Annotated in this window: 14 protein-coding genes, 1 tRNA gene, 1 pseudogene and 1 riboswitch; all 16 genes and pseudogenes read left to right on the top strand. The window is 47.7% G+C overall.

The features are described 5' to 3' along the window. Positions 1–16: 16 nt before the first annotated feature. The 16 genes and pseudogenes from hcp (at position 17) to GPK49_RS08985 (ending at position 18,235) form a co-directional block, all read left to right on the top strand. Positions 17–1,618, top strand: a complete 1,602-nt coding sequence (hcp, locus tag GPK49_RS08910) for a hydroxylamine reductase (RefSeq protein WP_215677505.1) — start codon at positions 17–19, stop codon at positions 1,616–1,618. Between the two features lie 199 nt (positions 1,619–1,817). Beyond that, positions 1,818–1,893: riboswitch (cyclic di-GMP riboswitch) on the top strand. A 105-nt stretch (positions 1,894–1,998) separates the two neighbouring features. Further along, positions 1,999–5,739: a leucine-rich repeat protein gene (locus GPK49_RS08915; protein ID WP_215677507.1), complete on the top strand. Its 3,741-nt coding sequence runs from the start codon at positions 1,999–2,001 to the stop codon at positions 5,737–5,739. A gap of 115 nt (positions 5,740–5,854) precedes the next feature. Next, positions 5,855–5,942, top strand: a tRNA-Ser gene (locus tag GPK49_RS08920). Between the two features lie 190 nt (positions 5,943–6,132). Continuing rightward, entirely contained in the window at positions 6,133–6,402 is a 270-nt protein-coding gene (locus GPK49_RS08925) for a hypothetical protein (RefSeq protein ID WP_016407309.1), read from the top strand. Between the two features lie 14 nt (positions 6,403–6,416). Next, positions 6,417–6,638: a hypothetical protein gene (locus GPK49_RS08930; protein WP_215677509.1), complete on the top strand. Its 222-nt coding sequence runs from the start codon at positions 6,417–6,419 to the stop codon at positions 6,636–6,638. Further along, the gene (locus tag GPK49_RS08935) at positions 6,635–7,249 is read left to right on the top strand and encodes an NlpC/P60 family protein (protein ID WP_215677511.1); all 615 of its coding nucleotides are present in this window, start codon (positions 6,635–6,637) and stop codon (positions 7,247–7,249) included. The genes GPK49_RS08930 and GPK49_RS08935 overlap by 4 nt, the downstream gene beginning before the upstream one ends. A gap of 529 nt (positions 7,250–7,778) precedes the next feature. Further along, entirely contained in the window at positions 7,779–8,978 is a 1,200-nt protein-coding gene (locus tag GPK49_RS08940) for a pyridoxal phosphate-dependent aminotransferase (protein WP_118581309.1), read from the top strand. Positions 8,979–9,217: 239 nt separating this feature from the next. Next, entirely contained in the window at positions 9,218–9,700 is a 483-nt protein-coding gene (locus tag GPK49_RS08945; RefSeq protein WP_016407313.1) for a C-GCAxxG-C-C family protein, read from the top strand. Between the two features lie 64 nt (positions 9,701–9,764). Further along, a complete protein-coding gene (locus GPK49_RS08950; protein ID WP_215677513.1) occupies positions 9,765–10,817 on the top strand; it encodes a stalk domain-containing protein in 1,053 nt (350 codons plus the stop codon). A 67-nt stretch (positions 10,818–10,884) separates the two neighbouring features. Continuing rightward, positions 10,885–11,832 carry a choloylglycine hydrolase gene (bsh, locus tag GPK49_RS08955; RefSeq protein WP_215677515.1) on the top strand — a complete coding sequence of 316 codons (948 nt, stop codon included), beginning with the start codon at positions 10,885–10,887 and terminating at the stop codon, positions 11,830–11,832. A 43-nt stretch (positions 11,833–11,875) separates the two neighbouring features. Then, positions 11,876–12,451, top strand: coding sequence for a Maf family protein (locus GPK49_RS08960; protein ID WP_444876951.1), 576 nt, complete (start codon positions 11,876–11,878; stop codon positions 12,449–12,451). A gap of 526 nt (positions 12,452–12,977) precedes the next feature. Continuing rightward, positions 12,978–13,511 (top strand): helix-turn-helix domain-containing protein, encoded by a 534-nt coding sequence (locus GPK49_RS08965; protein ID WP_118581514.1) that lies wholly within the window; start codon positions 12,978–12,980, stop codon positions 13,509–13,511. 25 nt (positions 13,512–13,536) lie between these two features. After that, positions 13,537–14,604: pseudogene (locus tag GPK49_RS08970) on the top strand (ABC transporter ATP-binding protein); the annotation flags it as partial. A gap of 527 nt (positions 14,605–15,131) precedes the next feature. After that, positions 15,132–15,971: an ABC transporter permease gene (locus tag GPK49_RS08975; protein WP_118581303.1), complete on the top strand. Its 840-nt coding sequence runs from the start codon at positions 15,132–15,134 to the stop codon at positions 15,969–15,971. A gap of 3 nt (positions 15,972–15,974) precedes the next feature. Then, positions 15,975–17,879, top strand: coding sequence for an extracellular solute-binding protein (locus GPK49_RS08980; RefSeq protein WP_215677519.1), 1,905 nt, complete (start codon positions 15,975–15,977; stop codon positions 17,877–17,879). A gap of 5 nt (positions 17,880–17,884) precedes the next feature. Continuing rightward, complete coding sequence (locus GPK49_RS08985) at positions 17,885–18,235, top strand: hypothetical protein (protein ID WP_016407321.1); 351 nt, start codon at positions 17,885–17,887, stop codon at positions 18,233–18,235. Positions 18,236–18,246 lie beyond the last annotated feature (11 nt).

Here is an 18,246-nt window from a genome sequence, read left to right on the forward strand (position 1 = left end):
AAAGCGAGGGTTTCAAATGGGCAACAAAATGTTTTGTTTTCAGTGTGAGCAGACGGCAGGATGTACCGGCTGTATGGGAAATGCAGGCGTTTGCGGCAAAACTGCTGATGTGGCACAGCTGCAGGATGAGCTGACAGGGGCGCTGATTGGGCTTGCGCGCGCAACGGACAATGCCCCCGATGTGAATGACGGCACATGGCGGCTGATGATTGAGGGATTATTTACCACCGTTACAAATGTAAGCTTCAACGAAAAGACACTGCGCGAGCTGATTGACCGCGTACATGCGGAAAAGGCAAGGCTTGTGCCTGACTGTTCGGACTGTGCTGCTCCGTGCGGTCGCGCTGCCGATTACGATATGGCAAGGCTCTGGAATGCGCAGGAGGATATCCGCAGCCTGAAATCCCTGATTCTGTTCGGGGTGCGCGGCATGGCGGCCTATGCGCATCATGCCCTGGTGCTGGGCTATACCGATGATGCGGTGAACGATTTCTTCGCAAAGGCGCTTTTTGCTGTCGGCGAGGATTGGGGCATGGAGGAGCTGCTGCCCATCGTGATGGAGGTCGGTGAGAAAAACCTCAAGTGCATGGCGCTTCTGGATCAGGCAAATACCGAAAGCTATGGCACACCCACACCTGTTACCGTTCCGCTGACTGTGGAAAAGGGGCCGTTTATTGTGATTTCCGGTCACGATCTGCATGATCTCAAGCTGCTGCTGGAGCAGACCGAGGGGAAGGGCATCCATATTTATACCCATGGCGAAATGCTGCCCGCACATGGTTATCCCGAATTGAAAAAGTATGCGCATCTCAAGGGCAACTTCGGCACAGCATGGCAGAATCAGCAGAAGGAATTTGCAGAGTTGCCTGCGCCGGTGCTGTTTACCACCAACTGTCTGATGCCGCCGAAGGCAAGCTATGCCGACCGCGTATTTACCACAGAGGTGGTATCCTATCCCGAAATGACGCATATCGGCGCGGATAAGGACTTCACCCCTGTGATTGAAAAGGCGCTGGAGCTGGGTGGCTATGCCGAGGATAGAATGTTTACAGGCATCAATGGCGGCAATACAGTGATGACAGGCTTTGCACGCGGCACGGTGCTTGGGGTGGCGGATAAAGTCATCGAGGCTGTGAAAGCCGGCGCAATCAGACATTTCTTCCTTGTTGCAGGCTGCGACGGGGCGCGTCCCGGGCGCAATTATTATACGGAGTTCGTAAAGCAGACCCCTGCGGATACGGTTGTGCTGACGCTTGCCTGTGGCAAATACCGCTTCAATGACCTTGACCTTGGCACCATTGGCGGTCTGCCCCGTCTGATGGATATCGGGCAGTGCAATGATGCTTACAGTGCGATTCAGATTGCCGTTGCGCTTGCCGATGCGTTCGGCTGCGGCGTGAATGATCTGCCGCTGTCCATGGTGCTTTCCTGGTATGAGCAGAAGGCGGTGTGTATCCTGCTGACCCTGCTGTATTTGGGCATCAAGAACATTCGCCTTGGCCCGACTCTGCCGGCATTTGTTTCGCCCAATGTGCTGCAGTACCTTGTGGAGAATTTCGGGATTGCACCAATCACGACTCCGGAGGCGGATTTGAAGCAGCTGCTGCAGGAGGCTTAAATAAATAAGATATCTCTCATGAAAAGGCAATCCAAATGGGTTGCCTTCTTTTTTATTGTAGTGCCTTTAAACGAAACAAAACCCCCCTCTTACGAAAAAATATTACAAATCAGGATATTTTTTATAAATTAAGGTTGTAATAGAAATCCCTTTTTGCTGTAATTCAAATTGCATAAAATAATAAATTCCGCAGAAAACAAGCATAATTCGGCAAAGTAGGCGAAAGCCTATGACGCAAAGCTACAGGGCCTTTCAACTGGCAGCCAGCTGCAAAAAAACGAGCATTGCCGGATAGGGGCGGTGCTTTTTCTGTTTGTGAAGAAAAAAGGAATTTATTCGCATTGGGTATAAAGAAAGTACAGATAAAGGGAGGAAAAAATATGAAGAAAAATTATTATGCGAAGGTACTTGCGCTGACCGTAGCGGCAAGTATGGTTTCTGTGCCGGCATTCGCGGCGGAGGGGACGGACGACCCTCAGGCACAGGAGAAAACGGTGGAGCAGGACGAGCAGAAAGGGGAAAAATCTGCGAAGGAAGAGCAGGAAAAGACCGAGCAGTTCGTAAAGGAAGAAAAGATAGAAGATGGAATTTCCGCAGCTTCTGATGATGACCAAGAAACTGCCGTTGCAGAAGGGGAAGTTTTTGCAAAAGGGGACTGCGGTGCAACCGAAGAAGATGAGGTTTCGTGGGAACTGGTAAAGAATGACGATACATTATACCGCAAGGCGGAAGAAAACGGATATTCCTACGCAACAACACCCGAGGACGAATACGAAAAGGTGGATGGCTATACTTTGACCATTTCGGGTTTCGGTGATATGAAGGATTATTATGCACAAAATGTGCAGCGTGCGGCAGAGTTTGAAGGTGACATTGCACCTTGGCGCAGAGCGTTGCTTTCTGATACAAATGCGGAACGTACAACACAGGAAATTGTTCCAATTACAAAAGTTGAGATTGGAAAAGATATTACTCGTATCGGTTCCGGTGCGTTTGCATATACGGCCTTGACGGGAACAGTGACATTTAGTGAAAATGTTCATTCTTATGGTGATGGCGTTTTTGCAAAGGATGCCTTGATTCAGGCTGTTGACTGGACAAACTTTAAGCCCGAGAACATCAAGGATGGGTGGGCAAAAAATTATCAAGAGGAAAGTCGTGCAGTACCGTATGCCTTTTTTGACGGATGCACAAGTTTGGATACCTGCATTATTGATGATGAGAAATATACCGGTAAATTAGTGTTGCCAGAAAACATTGAAACTATTTGCGTTGCCGCATTCCGTGGTACAGCTTTCGATACCGTTGATTTTTCTGATGGATTAAAGCATATTCGCGCTGTTGGCGGTTATGCAATATCCGGTCTTGCCAAGATGAAAGAATTTACTTACCCCGGCAATGTCGATTTCTATAGCACGAATGAGGAAGGAAGGAATAACGTCATTGTAGGCGGTGGTATTGAAAAGCTCATCATTTCGAAAGAAGTGACCAAGCTGCCGTCGTCTTTCTGCACAAGTACGGAAAACCTGACTACCATTGAATTTGAAAATGGAGCTCAGCTGAAAGAAATAGGGGAAAACGCGTTTTATTCGAACAGTGCTCTTGAAAGCATCAATATCCCCTCCACAGTAACTTCCATTGGGAAGGCGGCTTTTGCGGATTGCTTTGGTCTGAAGGAAATTGAACTTGGACAGGTTGAATTTCTGGGAGAGAATACGTTCGCGAGATGTTCCGCTTTGGAAGCAGTTAAAATCCAAGGGACTTCTGATACTACATATCCATCAAATACATTCAGCACTTGGGAGACAGGGCACAGTGCCGCACCGTTAAAAACACTGGAAATTGGTGCCGGTAAGATAAAGTTCGCATTGAATAACCAGAAAGAAAGTATTGAAATGATTACTTTGGGTGATGGCGTAACAGAGATTCCTGTAGGATTTGCGGATGGTTGTGCAAAGCTTACGAGTGTTTCTTTACCTGACGCAGTAACGGCAGTGCCTGATCGTGCCTTTAGAGATTGTACGGCACTTACAGAGGTGAAGATTTCCAAGGATTCCAATTTGCAGTCTATTGGTGAATATGCATTTCAGAATACTGCATTAACAAAAATGTACATCCCCCAAGATGTTACATCTATTGGTGAATGTGCATTCTACAGAACACCTATCACTGTATTTGATATGAGTGATGTGCTTACTGAAAATATGACGGTTGGTCAGAATGTGATTAACAACTGGTACTCTGCAGAAGAGAAAAAACCGGTCTGGAAAGATGATTTTAAATATATTTATATAAGCAACAGTGGTGCCGCGGATTCTGTAAAGGCAAATACCAATGTCTGTAAACATGCTGTTTTTGTGACAAATGGTGGGAAGGTAGATACAGCGAAGACAGGTTTTGAGGCTGTTTCTCGCCCGGGTTACACTGTGGAATGGCATAAAAAAGCAGATTTTTCCGATACGGCATATACAGGTAAGCCTAAGGACAGCGAAAATTATTATGCAAAATGGACTTTGAATGATTCTACAAATACGATTGAAGTTACTTATGATGCGAATATCAGTGGTGTAACGGCAAAAACGTATGCTGAAATTAAAGGCAATGAGCATCTTGCAAAAGCAAACAACTTTAGCCGTACCGGTTATACATTTACCGGATGGAACACAGCGAAAGATGGCAAAGGCACTGCCTATGCGGTTAGTGATATTATTCCCACGACCGCGGATATTACCGTTTATGCGCAGTGGAAGCTGAATGCACCTACAGTTTCCGTAACAGGCAATGCGACAAAGCAGTATGACGGCGGGAATGTTACTCTCACAGCGGCAACGTCTGTTTCTGGTGTTACATATCAGTGGCAGAGGGACGGCGTAAATATTGATGGTGCAACAAATGCCACATATACCGTGAAAAATGTTGCGGACAGCGGAAGCTATACCGTTAAGATTACGGATACAGAAAAGAAAACAGCCGTAAGCAATGCGACAGCAATTTCCATTACAAAGAAAGAAGTGGCAGTGCCTACGGTGGAAAGCCAAACTTATAACGGCACAGTATTGAAAGCAGATGTAACCGCAACAGCTGATTATGATGTTACAAAGAATGGAGGCGGAAAGAATGCCGGTGTGTATGACGTTATTTTAACCTTGAAGGATGCAGATAATTATAAGTGGGCTGACAGCGAAGAAGCTGCAAAAACGATTCCTTTTACAGTTGCACCCAAGAAGGTAGAATTAACTGTAGATAATAGCACATTGAAAGGCGCAGGCAGTGTTACATTTACGGTTGACGGCGTTTGTGAAGGAGATGTAGCAAAGGTTGTATGCAACGTTGACAGTATTAAGGTAGAGGGCTTAAAGGCTTCTTTGCCGAATGCAACCATGGAGTATACATTTACAACAGACATGGGCGGCAATTATGAACCTGCAAGCTGTGTTGTTTCCGTAACACGCAGAAAATCCTCGTCTTCCTCCTCTGACACTTCTGCCCCGACCTACGGCGTAAGCACAGGCAAGACGGAAAACGGCGAAATCTCCGTTACCCCCGCGAAGGCAGAAGCCGGCGAAACAGTGACCATCAAGGCAACCCCCGACAGCGGCTATCAGCTGGACAAGATGACGGTAAAGGACAAAAACAACAGCGCCGTAAAGCTGAAAAAGGTGAACAATAACGAATACACATTTACCATGCCCGTCGGCAAGGTTTCCGTGGATGCGACATTCGTGCAGAAGGATGCGGCAGATGACAGCAACGCGGCTGAAGCAGGCAAGACCATTAAGCTGCAAATCGGCAGCCGTATCGTTAACGTGGATAACGAAGCAGTGATTTACGATGCTGCACCCGTCATCCGCAATGACAGAACTCTGGTGCCTATCAGAATTATCACCGAGGCTCTGGGCGGCAAGGTGGATTGGAACGGCGCGACCAAAGAGGTTACGCTCTCCATCAACGATAAGGAAATCAAGATGACTATCGGCAAGACGCTTGAAAAATATGGCGTTGCACCTGTTATCATCGACGGACGTACCTTCGTACCCGTGCGCTTCGTGGCAGATGAGCTTGGCGCAAACGTCGCTTGGGACGATGCAACCAAAACAGTGACAATCAAAACCGCTCGATAAGGCAATTCGGCGTTCATCAGAAATGGTGAACGCCATTTTTTTGTCCCGTTTGCGAAAAAGTATTTGACAACAGGGGGCGTTTTTGGTATACTAACTATTGCAGTAGGCGTTTTGTGGAGATGTACTCAAGAGGCTGAAGAGGTGCCCCTGCTAAGGGTATAGGTCATTAACGTGGCGCGAGGGTTCAAATCCCTCCATCTCCGTAGAAAAGAGACTATCGAAGGATAGTCTCTTTTATTTTGCAAAATTGAACCCTTTTTTGTGGCGCAATGCAAATCATATTAATAGGAAGCTTTTTGGCGTTTCGATTCCCCGAAACGTCTTTTTTTATACCTTGAGACTCCCTGAGACTTGGCATCTGCTATTCTCCATGACAGAAAGGAGGAGAGCAAAATGTATGTTACAGGGGACACGATTATCCGCTTTGCGACCGTTCTGGGAGCATTAGGCACGCTTGGAGCCCTGCTTTACCGCAGTTTTCGCTGGATGGAGCAGCAGAAGGCGCAGCAGGCGGAAATCGAGAACATCAAAAAGGAGCAGTGCGTTATATGCTACGGGCTTTTGGCAACACTGGACGGGCTCAAGCAGCTTGGCGCAAACGGCAATGTCAGTGATGCCTATCAGAGACTGGAAAAGCATCTGAATCAATCGGCGCATGAATGAAAGGGGGAAATGGAATGAAGGAAATTTGGAAAGAAGCTGTCGGAAATCTGCTGACGGTGAAAAGTATTGTAACATTGGTGCTGACGCTGGTATTTTCCGTTCTGGCAGTCACAAGCCGTATTGACGGCGGGCAATTTCTGAATATTTTTTCGATTGTGATTGCATTTTATTTCGGCACACAGCACAGGAAAAGCATGACACAGGAAGTGACACAGGAAAAGGGGGATGCGGAATGACGGGGCATGAATTGGTTGCATTTGCGAGAGGAAAGATTGGCACGCCTTATGTTTATGGCATGAAGGGCAAGGTGCTGACGCAAAAGACGTATGACCGGCTGAGAATCCTTTTTGGGCCGCTGGTCTGGGAGAGCGACGCGGCGAAAATCGGGCAGGTTTGTGTAGATTGCAGCGGTCTGATTTCGTGGGGGACAGGCATCCTCCGCAATTCGCAGGGCTATCATGACACAGCGGATGCGGTATTTCCCATCGCGACCATCGGGCAGGCACCCATTGGGGCGGCGGTCTGGCGCAAGGGACATATCGGCATTTACATCGGCGGCGGAAAATACATCGCGGCGGACGGCAGTGCCTACGGTGTGCGAATCGGCACTGTTGCGGGCAGCGGCTTTACGCATTGGTTCCGCTTGAAGGATATTGCCTATGAAAGAAAGGAGGACGAAATGGTTACAAAGGAAACGATTTTTTATAATGATAAGGCATACACCGTCAGCCTCATCCGCAAGGACGGCGTAACATACCTGAAGACCAGAGATATTGCGGAAATTTTAGGCTTAGCGGTCGGCAGCAGGGGAAAGGCACCGGTCTTAGCAGACAAGCCTACTGCATAAATAAAACAATTTTATATCAGAATTTTATCCCTTTCGGACGAAAGGGATTTTTTGTTTAATTGAATAAAAATATAACAGTACGATTTTTTATTTTTCCTGTGCGAAGGAAACAAAGAGCAGGAAAATTTTTCATCTGATATTGTTCAGTTTTCATTTTTGCCAATAAAAGCGTATTTTACTTTACCCAAAAAAGAGAAAATGAACTATTTTTCAGTCTATTTTCCTATTTTTCACAGGATGCGGTTGGACATTTTTTCACATCGTTCAAAAAAATGTACGAAAAACTATACAAAAATACCTGAGTTTGTAGAAAATTTCACAGTACCCCTTGCCTTTCTCAGGAAAAGTGGTATACTGATACTGTATTCGGGTAGGGATTTTCAGGAATTCATTGTGCGATTAGATACACGCTGAACTTTTTTTCAGGATGTGGTTTGCGCGTATCGGCAGAATGAGCCGAAGATCCTCCGAGAAGAGTACGCAGTTCTTCAAATACAAAATATCTATATCAAAAGGAGAAGTGAAAAACATGAGAATTTCCGACAGAGTGCAGGCAATGCAGAACTCCCCTATTAGAAAATTTAACCCTATGGCTGACGCAGCTGAAGCAGCAGGCGTTAAGATTTATCACCTGAACATCGGTCAGCCCGATATCGAAACACCTTCCGTATTCTGGGAAGCAGTGAAAGGCTTTGACCAGAAGGTACTGGCTTACGCTGGTTCTTGGGGTCTGCCCGAGCTGCAGGACGCAATCGTTGATTACTTCAAGAGATTCGACATGAATCTGGAAAGAAACGACGTTCTGATTACAGCAGGTGGTTCCGAAGCGCTGACACTGACATTCCTGTCCATCATCAACCCCGGTGATGAAGTTATCGTAGCTGAACCCTACTACACAAACTACCTGACATTCATTCAGGCTGCTGACGGTGTTGTAAAACCCGTTACAACATACGCTGAAGAAGGCTACAAATATGCAATCAAGGAAAGACTGGAAGCAGTTGTTACAGATAAGACAAAAATGATTTCCATCGTTAACCCCGGTAACCCTACAGGCTGCATCCTGTCCAGAGAAGACATGAGAGTTATCGCTGACTTCGCTAAAGAACATGATCTGTGGATTCTGGCTGACGAAGTTTACAGAGAATTCGCTTATGACGGCAGAGAAATGACATCCTTCGGTCAGCTGGCTGACATCGAAGACAGAGTTATCATCATCGACTCCGTTTCCAAGAGATTCTCCGCTTGCGGCGCTCGTATCGGTTGCATGGTTTGCAAAAACAAAGAATTCATGGCACAGGTATTCAAGATTGCTATGGGCCGTCTGTGTGTTCCTACACTGGACATGGTTGGCGCAACAGCAATGTACAAACTGCCTGCTGACTTCTTCAATAGCGTAAGAGCAGAATATGAGCACAGAAGAGACGTTGCTTATGATGCACTGATGAAGATCCCCGGCGTTGTTTGCCAGAAACCCGGCGGTGCTTTCTACATCACATGCAAACTGCCTGTTGAAAATACAGAAGATCTGCTGCTGTTCCTGCTGAACGAATTCAGAGAAAACAATGAAACAGTTATGTACGCTCCCGCTGAAGGCTTCTACGCAACACCCGGTCTGGGCAGAGACGAACTGCGTATCGCTTACATCCTGAAAGCTGAAGATATGGCTAGAGGTATTGAACTGCTGGGCAAAGGTATCGAAGCATACAAAGCAAAAGGCGGCAAATAATTCAAGCTACATAAATTGAGTTAAGCATTGGCTTTGCACGTTAGGACGCTCCAATCGGGGCGTCCTTTCTCTATGCCGAAAAGCAACGAAACAAATCTGTTATATCCGTTACAAATGCTTAACAGATTTACAACAGATTTATGACAAATTGCACGATTTCTTTCTTTTTTTCGGTGCTTGTGGTATGATGAAAAAAATGAGTTATGGGGTTTTTTAGGAATTTTAAGGAGGTTTTGCAAATGGAGGAAAATAGAGAATTGACAAGAGCGGAGATTGTGGAGCAGGATGCAAAGGAATGTTTCAAGCAGGGTCTGAACTGTTCGGAATGTGTGATGACGGCATTTCTGAATCATTTTGACACAGGGCTGCCCAAGGAGGTTGTAAAGCTTGCAACCGGCTTCGGCGGCGGCATGGGGCATACAAAAAATACCTGCGGCGCGATTACGGGTGCGGTTATGGCGCTGAGTGCCATTGTGGGCAGAGAAAATCCTGCGGCAAAGGAAACGGTAGGCGAGAGAATTACCGAATTGCAGCAGGGCATTTATCCCATTGTCGGCAAAATGGTAAATGAAATCAAGGATGAATACGGCACACTGATCTGCTCTGAGCTTTCTAATCCCTTCGGTGATTTCGCATGCAAGGAAAGAAAGAAAAACTGCATGACTATGATTATGCACTGCGCAAATCTGGCGGCGAAATATGCAGAAGAAGCGCAGAAATAAAAAGCAATTATAACGTAATATAAAAGGAATATTGTAATAACGAACATAAGATTTGGTGATTGAGATGAAAAAAGTATTTTTGGGGCTTCTGGCAGCACTGATGCTTACCGTGCCTGCCTTTGCCCATCCGTTGATTACGGTTTATGTAGATGGAGAACAGTTAAGCTTCGACCAGCCGCCCATCATTCAGGATGACCGCACACTGGTACCCATGCGGAAAATCTTCGAGGCACTGGATGCACAGGTAATCTGGGATGAAGCAGACCAGACGGTTATGGCAATGCACAATGAGGATATCATTATGCTGCAGATTGGCGAAGCAGGTCTGTATAAAAACGGCGAATTGGTTTATACCATGTCTGTCCCTGCGCAGATTATCAATGACCGCACACTGGTGCCTCTGCGCGCCGTTGCGGAAAGCCTTGGCGCATCCGTTGCGTGGGATGGCGTGAAATATGTCATTGATATCCATTCGGACGGCACCTCCAAAAAGCCTACGGGCAGTGAGCAGCAAGCACCGCAGGTTGGCGGCTATACGTCCTCTGTCCTTGCGGCGGACGGCACAGAGGTGCTGCATGTGGAGCTGAAATGTGACGAGGTTGCGGGGCAGGCGGCAGTCAATACTGCCATGGCACAGGCTACCTTCAACGAAGGCAAAGCCTTTTTGCAGACCTATAAGGCACAGGCGCTGCAGGCATACGCCAATGATCCCAACGGCTTCCAGCCCTATTACTGCGTGGGTGCGTATAACGTAACACGCAGCACAAACGGCTATGCTTCCTTCTTGGGAACGGTTTCCTCCTATGCAGGCGGCACAGAGCAGGCGCAGTATACCTCTCATACCTATGCCATGAGCAGTGGCAGGGAGTGCGCCCTGAGTGAACTGGTTTCCGATAGTCAGGCAGATTTGCAGGCACTCTGGAAGGCATCCTTTACAGCGCTGATTGAAGCGGACGAGGATGCGTTCTACAGCGATGCGGAAAGCAGATTGGCAAGAAGTCTGAATCAGGTGCAGTTCTACCTGACAGATAGCAGCATTGTTTTCTATCTCTCCCCCGGCATCATTGCCCCTGCGGCAACGGGTGCGGTGTCCTTTGAAATTGCATATCAGATTTAAAGAGAAGGCATAAAATAGGATTTTTTACGAAAAATAGAGAAACAAAAGAGAAAAGGAGGGAGTGCGGATGTGTACCGCAGTAAGCTATCATACCAAAGACCATTATTTCGGCAGAAATCTGGATTTTGAGTGTTCCTATGGGGAGAGCGTGACGATTACCCCCAGACGCTTTTTGTTTAGCCTTCCCGAAGGGGCGGAATTTCGGACAAAGTATGCCATGATTGGCATGGCGCACGTTGCCGAGGGAACGCCGTTATATTATGATGTGGTCAACGAAAAGGGGCTTGCCATGGCAGGCCTGCTGTTCGCGGGCAATGCAGTCTATCAGAAGCGGCAGGAGGGGAAGGACAACATTCCCTCGTGGGCGCTGCTGCCTTGGATTTTGGGGCAATGCGAAACCGTAGCAGAGGCAAGGGAGCTTTTGGAGCGGATTGCAGTGACAGATGAGCCGTTCAGCGAGGCCTTACAGCCCAGCCCGATGCACTGGATGCTTGCGGATGCGGCGCAATGCCTTGTGATAGAACAAATGGCAGACGGACTGCATCTTTATGATAACCCGATTGGCGTTTTGGCGAATAATCCGCCCTTTCCCTTTCACAGAGAAAATATCAGGCAATATCTGAATGTTACCGCAGAGCCGGCGCAGGATCGCTTTAGTGGACAGGAGCTGCTTTCCCCCTTCAGCCGCGGCATGGGTGGGTTTGGACTGCCGGGCGACCTTAGCTCTGCCTCTCGGTTTGTGCGTGCGGCCTTTGTGAAATTAAACTCTCGTTCCGCAGAAGGCGAAAAGGAGAGTGTCAGCCAGTTTTTCCATATTCTCGGCGCAGTGGAGCAGCAGAGAGGATGCTGCTATCTGGGCGATGGAAAATATGAGATTACCATATACAGCTCCTGCTGTAATCTGGAGAAGGGGATTTATTATTATAAGACCTATGACAATCACAGCATTACGGCAGTGGAACTGCACAAGGAAAATCTGGACGGAGAGGAATTGATTTGTTATCCCTTGGCTTAAGCCGTTTCTCTCCTTTACGATACAATGCAAAAAGGAGGATATTATGGAACTGATATTGGCTTCGGCCTCACCGCGCAGGAAGGAATTACTGGAAAAAATCGGGCTGCCCTTTACGGTACAGCCTGCCAAAGGCGAGGAGCGCATCACGCAGAAAAGCCCTGCGGCGGTTGTTATGGAATTATCCCGACAGAAGGCAGAGGAAATCGCAGCAGCGCAGACAGAGGATTGCATTATCATCGGGGCGGATACGGTGGTTGCCAGAGGCGATAAAATCATGGGCAAGCCGAAGGACGCGGCGGATGCGAAGCAGATGCTCAGAAGCATTGCCGATGACTGCCATCAGGTCTATACGGGTGTCACGCTTATCCGCACGGGTGCGCATCCCCAAAGCGTCACCTTTCAGGAAAAAACAGACGTATTCCTCTATCCGATTTCCGATGCGGAGCTGGATGCCTATATTGCAAGCGGCGACCCGATGGATAAGGCAGGTGCGTATGGCATACAGGGCGATTTCGCGATTTATGTGAAGCGCATCGCAGGAGATTACTATAATGTGGTGGGTCTGCCGATTGGCAGAGTCTATCAGGAATTGAAGCGGATGCTTTTTGTCAAAAAATGAACGGTTTTTCACTTTTTTTTATGAAAAATGAAAGATTTGTCAGTCTTGTTGTTGATTGACAATAAAAAATAGTTTATTTAACAATGAAAATTTATGCATTTATTTGGTTGACACTAAAATATATTTTAGTTATACTTGTAGACGTTAAAAGTAATAGCTTCCATATATACAATTTACTTACCTTCCCCCCTGAAGTACCGTTCAGGGGTATTTTTTTGCCTGCGGCTAAGTCAAAAACAGGTTTTTGACTTGGGGGACAGAGGAATAAACGAATGGGTTCCGGCGGCGGAGCCTGGAAACCCATCGTTTTCCTCGGCGGAACTAAATTCCGCCTGCGGAGTTAATTCGGGGAAGAATTCCCCGAACCCCTCTTTCTGTTCTCGCTGTTTTCTATAAAAGTTTAAAATATTAAACTTTTTGTTTATTTTCTCTTGATTTTTTTCCTATTTTCGATATAATAGTCTGGGTTTAGTAAAAATATTCTGAAAGTTTAGCAATACTAAAACAGGAAAGGAAGATGACTGCTGTGGAAATTGGCAGGAAAATTAAGCAATTACGCATACAGAAGGGGCTGACGCTGGAGGAGCTTGCCAGCCGCAGCGAGCTGACAAAGGGCTTTCTTTCTCAGCTGGAGCGAGAGCTGACCTCGCCCTCCATCGCAACCCTGAACGATATTGTAGAGGCGTTGGGCAGCTCCTTAGCGGAGTTTTTCAAGGAGGAGGAGCAGGAGCAGCTTGTCTTTCATAAAAAGGATTTTTTTGTGGATGAGCGCGAAATCTACACCATCAACTGGATTGTGCCGAATACGCAGAAAAACGCCATGGAGCCCATTCTGATAGAGCTGCCGCAGGGCGGAGATTCCTTCGTGATGGACCCCCACAGCGGCGAGGAATTCGGCTATGTCCTGGAGGGAGCGATTATCCTTATGGTCGGGGAGGAAAAGCATATCGTCCATAAGGGCGAAACCTTCTATCTTTCGGGCAAAAGCCGCCATTATTTGAAAAATGAGAAGAAAACAACCGCAAAGGTGCTTTGGGTTTCCACGCCGCCTTTGTTTTAAGTATTGAGTACAAGGAGGATATGAAATGAAGAAAAAGCTGATTCAGTTCAAAAATATCGTCAAGAGCTATGAGGACGGCAAGGTCGTTCTGAAGGGAATTGACCTTGATATTTACGAAAATGAATTTGTGACGCTCCTCGGCCCTTCCGGCTGCGGGAAAACAACGCTTTTGCGTATTTTGGGCGGCTTTTTGCAGGCAGATCAGGGCGAGGTTCTGTTTGACGGGCAGGAAATTTCCAAGCTCCCCCCCTATAAAAGAGAGGTCAATACCGTATTCCAGAAATATGCCCTTTTCCCCCACATGAATGTGTATGATAACATTGCCTTCGGCTTGAAGCTGAAAAAGGAGCCGAAGGACATCATTGAGCAGAAGGTAAAGCGTATGCTCAAGCTGGTAAATCTGGAGGAATTTGCGGACAGAAGCGTCACGGCAATGTCCGGCGGGCAGCAGCAGCGAATCGCCATTGCGCGTGCGCTTGTCAATGAGCCGAGCGTGCTGCTTCTGGATGAGCCTCTGGGTGCGCTTGACTTAAAGCTCAGAAAGGAAATGCAGCAGGAGCTGAAAAAAATCCAGCAGGAGGTCGGCATTACCTTTATTTATGTGACGCATGATCAGGAAGAAGCGCTGACCATGTCCGATAAAATCGTTGTCATGCGAGAGGGCGAAATTCAGCAGATTGGCAGTCCCACCGATATTTATAACGAGCCTGTCAATGAATTCGTTGCGAACTTCATCGGCGAATCCAATATCATTGAAGGCATGATGGTGGATGATTACAAGGTTGTGTTCGAGGGCAGACGCTTTGACTGCGTGGATAACGGCTTTGGTAAAAATGAGGTGGTTGATGTTGTCATCCGTCCGGAGGATTTGGATATTGTTCCGAGGGGAGAGGGCAAGCTGAAGGGCGTTGTGAAATCCGTTTTGTTTAAGGGCGTGCATTATGAAACCATGGTGGAAACAAAGGTCGGTACGGAAATCACCGTAAAAATGGCAGTTTCCAACGACAGCCCCGTTTATAATGAAGCGGCAAACGAAAAAATGTCCGCCAACGATTTCTATCTGGATATGGAGGACGTAGAGGAGCTGGACGAAGCAACCATCATTGCCCGTGCGGACGCGCAGGCATGGAATCCCGATGAGGATGAATTTATCTCCATCAAGGAGGTGGATTATGATATCAAAAAGGAAAACGGCAAATATCCCGTTACCTTCTCCACAGCCGCAGGCACCTCCGTTACGGTCAATATGATTGTAAAGGATGAAAACCGCGTGACAAGCACCGAAAACGAGGAAGAAATCTATGCCATGAACTTCTTTAAGAAGGTGGATGAAATTCAGGAAGCGGTTGCACTGGATACCGACCTGAAAACATGGGCGAATGCTTCCGCATGGAGCCTTGAGGATGACACAGCTGTTGAAATTACGGATGTCAAATATGATTTTGACCCCGAAACCATTACCCCCGGCATTTATGATGTGACCTTTGCCACAAAGGGGTATGAATATAAGATTGACACCACGGACAAGTTCGAGGTGGGCGATGAGGTTGGGCTGACCTTCCAACCCGAAGATATCCATATCATGTCGAAGAACAATTATTAAGAAAGGGGGCGTGATAAGTGAAACAATTTCGTAATATGCTCTATCCGTATGTGGTCTGGCTGTTTATCATGGTCTTAGTCCCCATGCTGATGATTTTATTATATGCCTTCACAACCGCAGGCAATGAGGTAACCACCTTCCGCTTTACGCTGGAGAACTTCTCCCGTTTTCTGACGGATACGGTTTTTCTGGATGTACTGAAGCGCTCCCTGCTGATTGCAGTTGTGACAACGGTGGTCTGCGTGCTTTTAGGCTACCCCATCGCCTATACGATTGCCAAGGGACCTGAACGCAGCGGCTTCTTTTGGATTATGCTGATTACTCTGCCGACATGGATTAACATGCTGGTGCGTACCTATGCGTGGGTGGGTATTTTGCAAGATGATGGTCTGGTGAACCGTTTTCTGGGGATGCTCGGTATTGGCTCCTTCCACATGCTCTATACCACCTTTGCAGTTGTTCTGGGGATGGTCTATAACTTCATTCCCTTTATGATATTGCAGATTCATTCCTCCCTTGCGAAGATGGATAAAAGCCTGCTGGAGGCGGCGAGCGACCTTGGCGCAACGCCCATGCAGAGCTTTCTGAAGGTGACACTGCCCCTTTCCCTGCCCGGTGTGCTGAGCGGGATTACGCTGGTGTTCCTGCCTGCGGTGTCCAGCTTCTTTATTCCGAAGCTTCTGGGCGGCGGACAGTATGTACTGGTCGGCAATGTCATTGAAACACAGTTCTTAACCAGCGGCGACTGGAACTTCGGCTCTGCCATTTCCTTGATTATGGCAGTGATCATTATGCTTTCCATGTGGCTGACGCGCAAGGTCGATACAGACCCTGCGGCAAACGGAAAGGGGGCGTAAGGGATGCAGGATAACCGAAAAACAGGCATCGGTGGGAAAGTCCTTCTGGCATTGACCATGATTTTTTTCTATCTGCCGATTCTGTATATCATTGTATTTTCCTTCAACGGCTCCCGTTCGCTGACACATCTGGAGGGGTTCTCTCTCCGTTGGTATGAAAAGATGTTCGCGGACAGCAATATGATGGAAGCTGTTGTCTATACCATCGTGATTGCGGTGCTGGCAACGGTGATTTCTACGATTGCAGGCACTCTGGCGGCAATCGGGATGTCCCGTTCCAAAAAAATTCTGCGCAATCTGGTAGATCAGGTGAATAATCTGCCGATTCTCAACCCTGAGATTGTAACCGCTATCGGGCTGCTGATGTTTTTCAGCGCCCTTGGCGTGAAAAAGGGCTTTGTGACGCTGCTTCTGGCGCATATTATGTTCTGTATCCCCTATGTGATACTGTCTGTTATGCCGAAGCTGCGCTCCCTTGACCCGAACCTTGCGGATGCAGCCATGGACTTGGGCGCAACGCCCTTTCAGGCACTGACAAAGGTTATTGTGCCGCAGATTTTGCCGGGTATTATCTCCGGCGCATTGGTCGCCTTTACCATGAGCTTTGATGATTTCATCATTTCTTATTTCGTAACGGGCAACGGTGTCCAGAATATCTCTATTCTGGTATATACCATGTCTAAGCGTGTCAACCCGTCCATCAATGCGCTGTCCACTCTGGTGATTGTGCTGATTACCGCTGCGCTGACGGTTGTGAATGTCATTCCCGTTATCCGCGAAAAGCAGGGCAAAAGCGGTGCAGCCCTCGGCAAGCGCGGCATGGCGGTTTGCATGGCGGTTGTGGTTGCCATCACAGGCGTGAGCATTGCCATGCTCAGAAAGGGCGGCGGTGCTTCTCCGCAGGATGCCATTGCGAAATATGGCTCTGATACCTTAAAGCTGTATATCCCCGGGGAATACATGAGCGAGGAGCTGATTCCAAACTTTGAAAAGGAATATGGGGTAAAGGTAATTGTGGAACTTTTCGATTCCAACGAGATGATGTATACGAAGCTGCAGGCAGGGGATTCCTATGACGTTGTCGTTCCCTCTGATTATATGATTCAGCGTATGCTTGCAGATGATGCCCTACAGGAATTGGATAAAGACCTGATTCCCAATCTGGATAACCTGACCCCTGAGGTGAAGAATCTCCCCTATGACCCCGATAATACCTATTCTGTACCGTATTTCTGGGGCAGCGTCGGCATTATCTATAACCATAACAACGTAGACCCTGCCGAGGTGGAGGCGCAGGGCTTCGATATCCTGCGCAACCCGAAATATAAGGGGCATATCTATATGTACGATTCCGAGCGTGATGCCTTCATGGTAGCGCTCAAGGCGCTTGGCTATTCCATGAATACAAGCGACGCTGATGAAATTCAAGCGGCGTATGAGTGGCTGCTGGATATGAATAACACCATGAACCCGACCTACGTCACAGATGAGGTTATTGATGGCATGGCGAATGGCAATAAGGACATCGCGATTGTATACAGCGGCGACGCAACCTATGTCCAGTCCGAAAATGAGGACATGAGCTACTGGATGCCCAAGGAAGGCACAAACCTCTGGTATGATGCCATGGTGGTTCCCAAAAACGCACAGAATCCCCTTCTGGCGCAGGAATTCATCAATTATACACTGACCTATGAAGCGGCACTGGGGAATTCCGAATATGTCGGCTATAGCTCTCCCAATGAGGAGGTTATGCTGGAGCTGAGCGGCGAGGAGGGCATGTACGGCGCATACGAAGCCTATATCCCTCGTTCCGGCTACGAAAAGGATGAGGTATTCCAGGATAATCCCATTCTGAAAAAGAAGATTGCCGAGCTTTGGATTAAGGTAAAGGCTTCAAAGGGGTGAGAGGAATGTTTGAAAAATGCAGACTGATTTGCTTAGGCAATGACGCAGGCAAGCAGGCGTGGCTTGCAGGCGGGGGAGAGCCGGCACTGGTTTTCTCCGCCAATCAGCTCAGGGGGCGGCTTGCCATCGGTGAGGCTTTGCCTGAACAGCTTGTATTTGACGGCAGTCTGAAGGATTGTATCCATATTTTTTCGGAGCAGTCCATAGAGGAGGGCAGCGAGCAAATCAATGCCTATCTGGAGCAGGGCGCAGCCGAATGGACAGAGAATGGCTGGGAGCAGTTCACCTGCCGCACGGCGGTGCTTGGCTGCTGTAGTGGATTTTATCTTTCCATCGTCAATAAAAAAGACTTATAAGTCGAAATCAG

Source organism: Clostridium sp. MCC345, from assembly GCF_018785345.1.
Lineage (GTDB): Bacteria > Bacillota > Clostridia > Lachnospirales > Anaerotignaceae > Anaerotignum_A > Anaerotignum_A faecicola.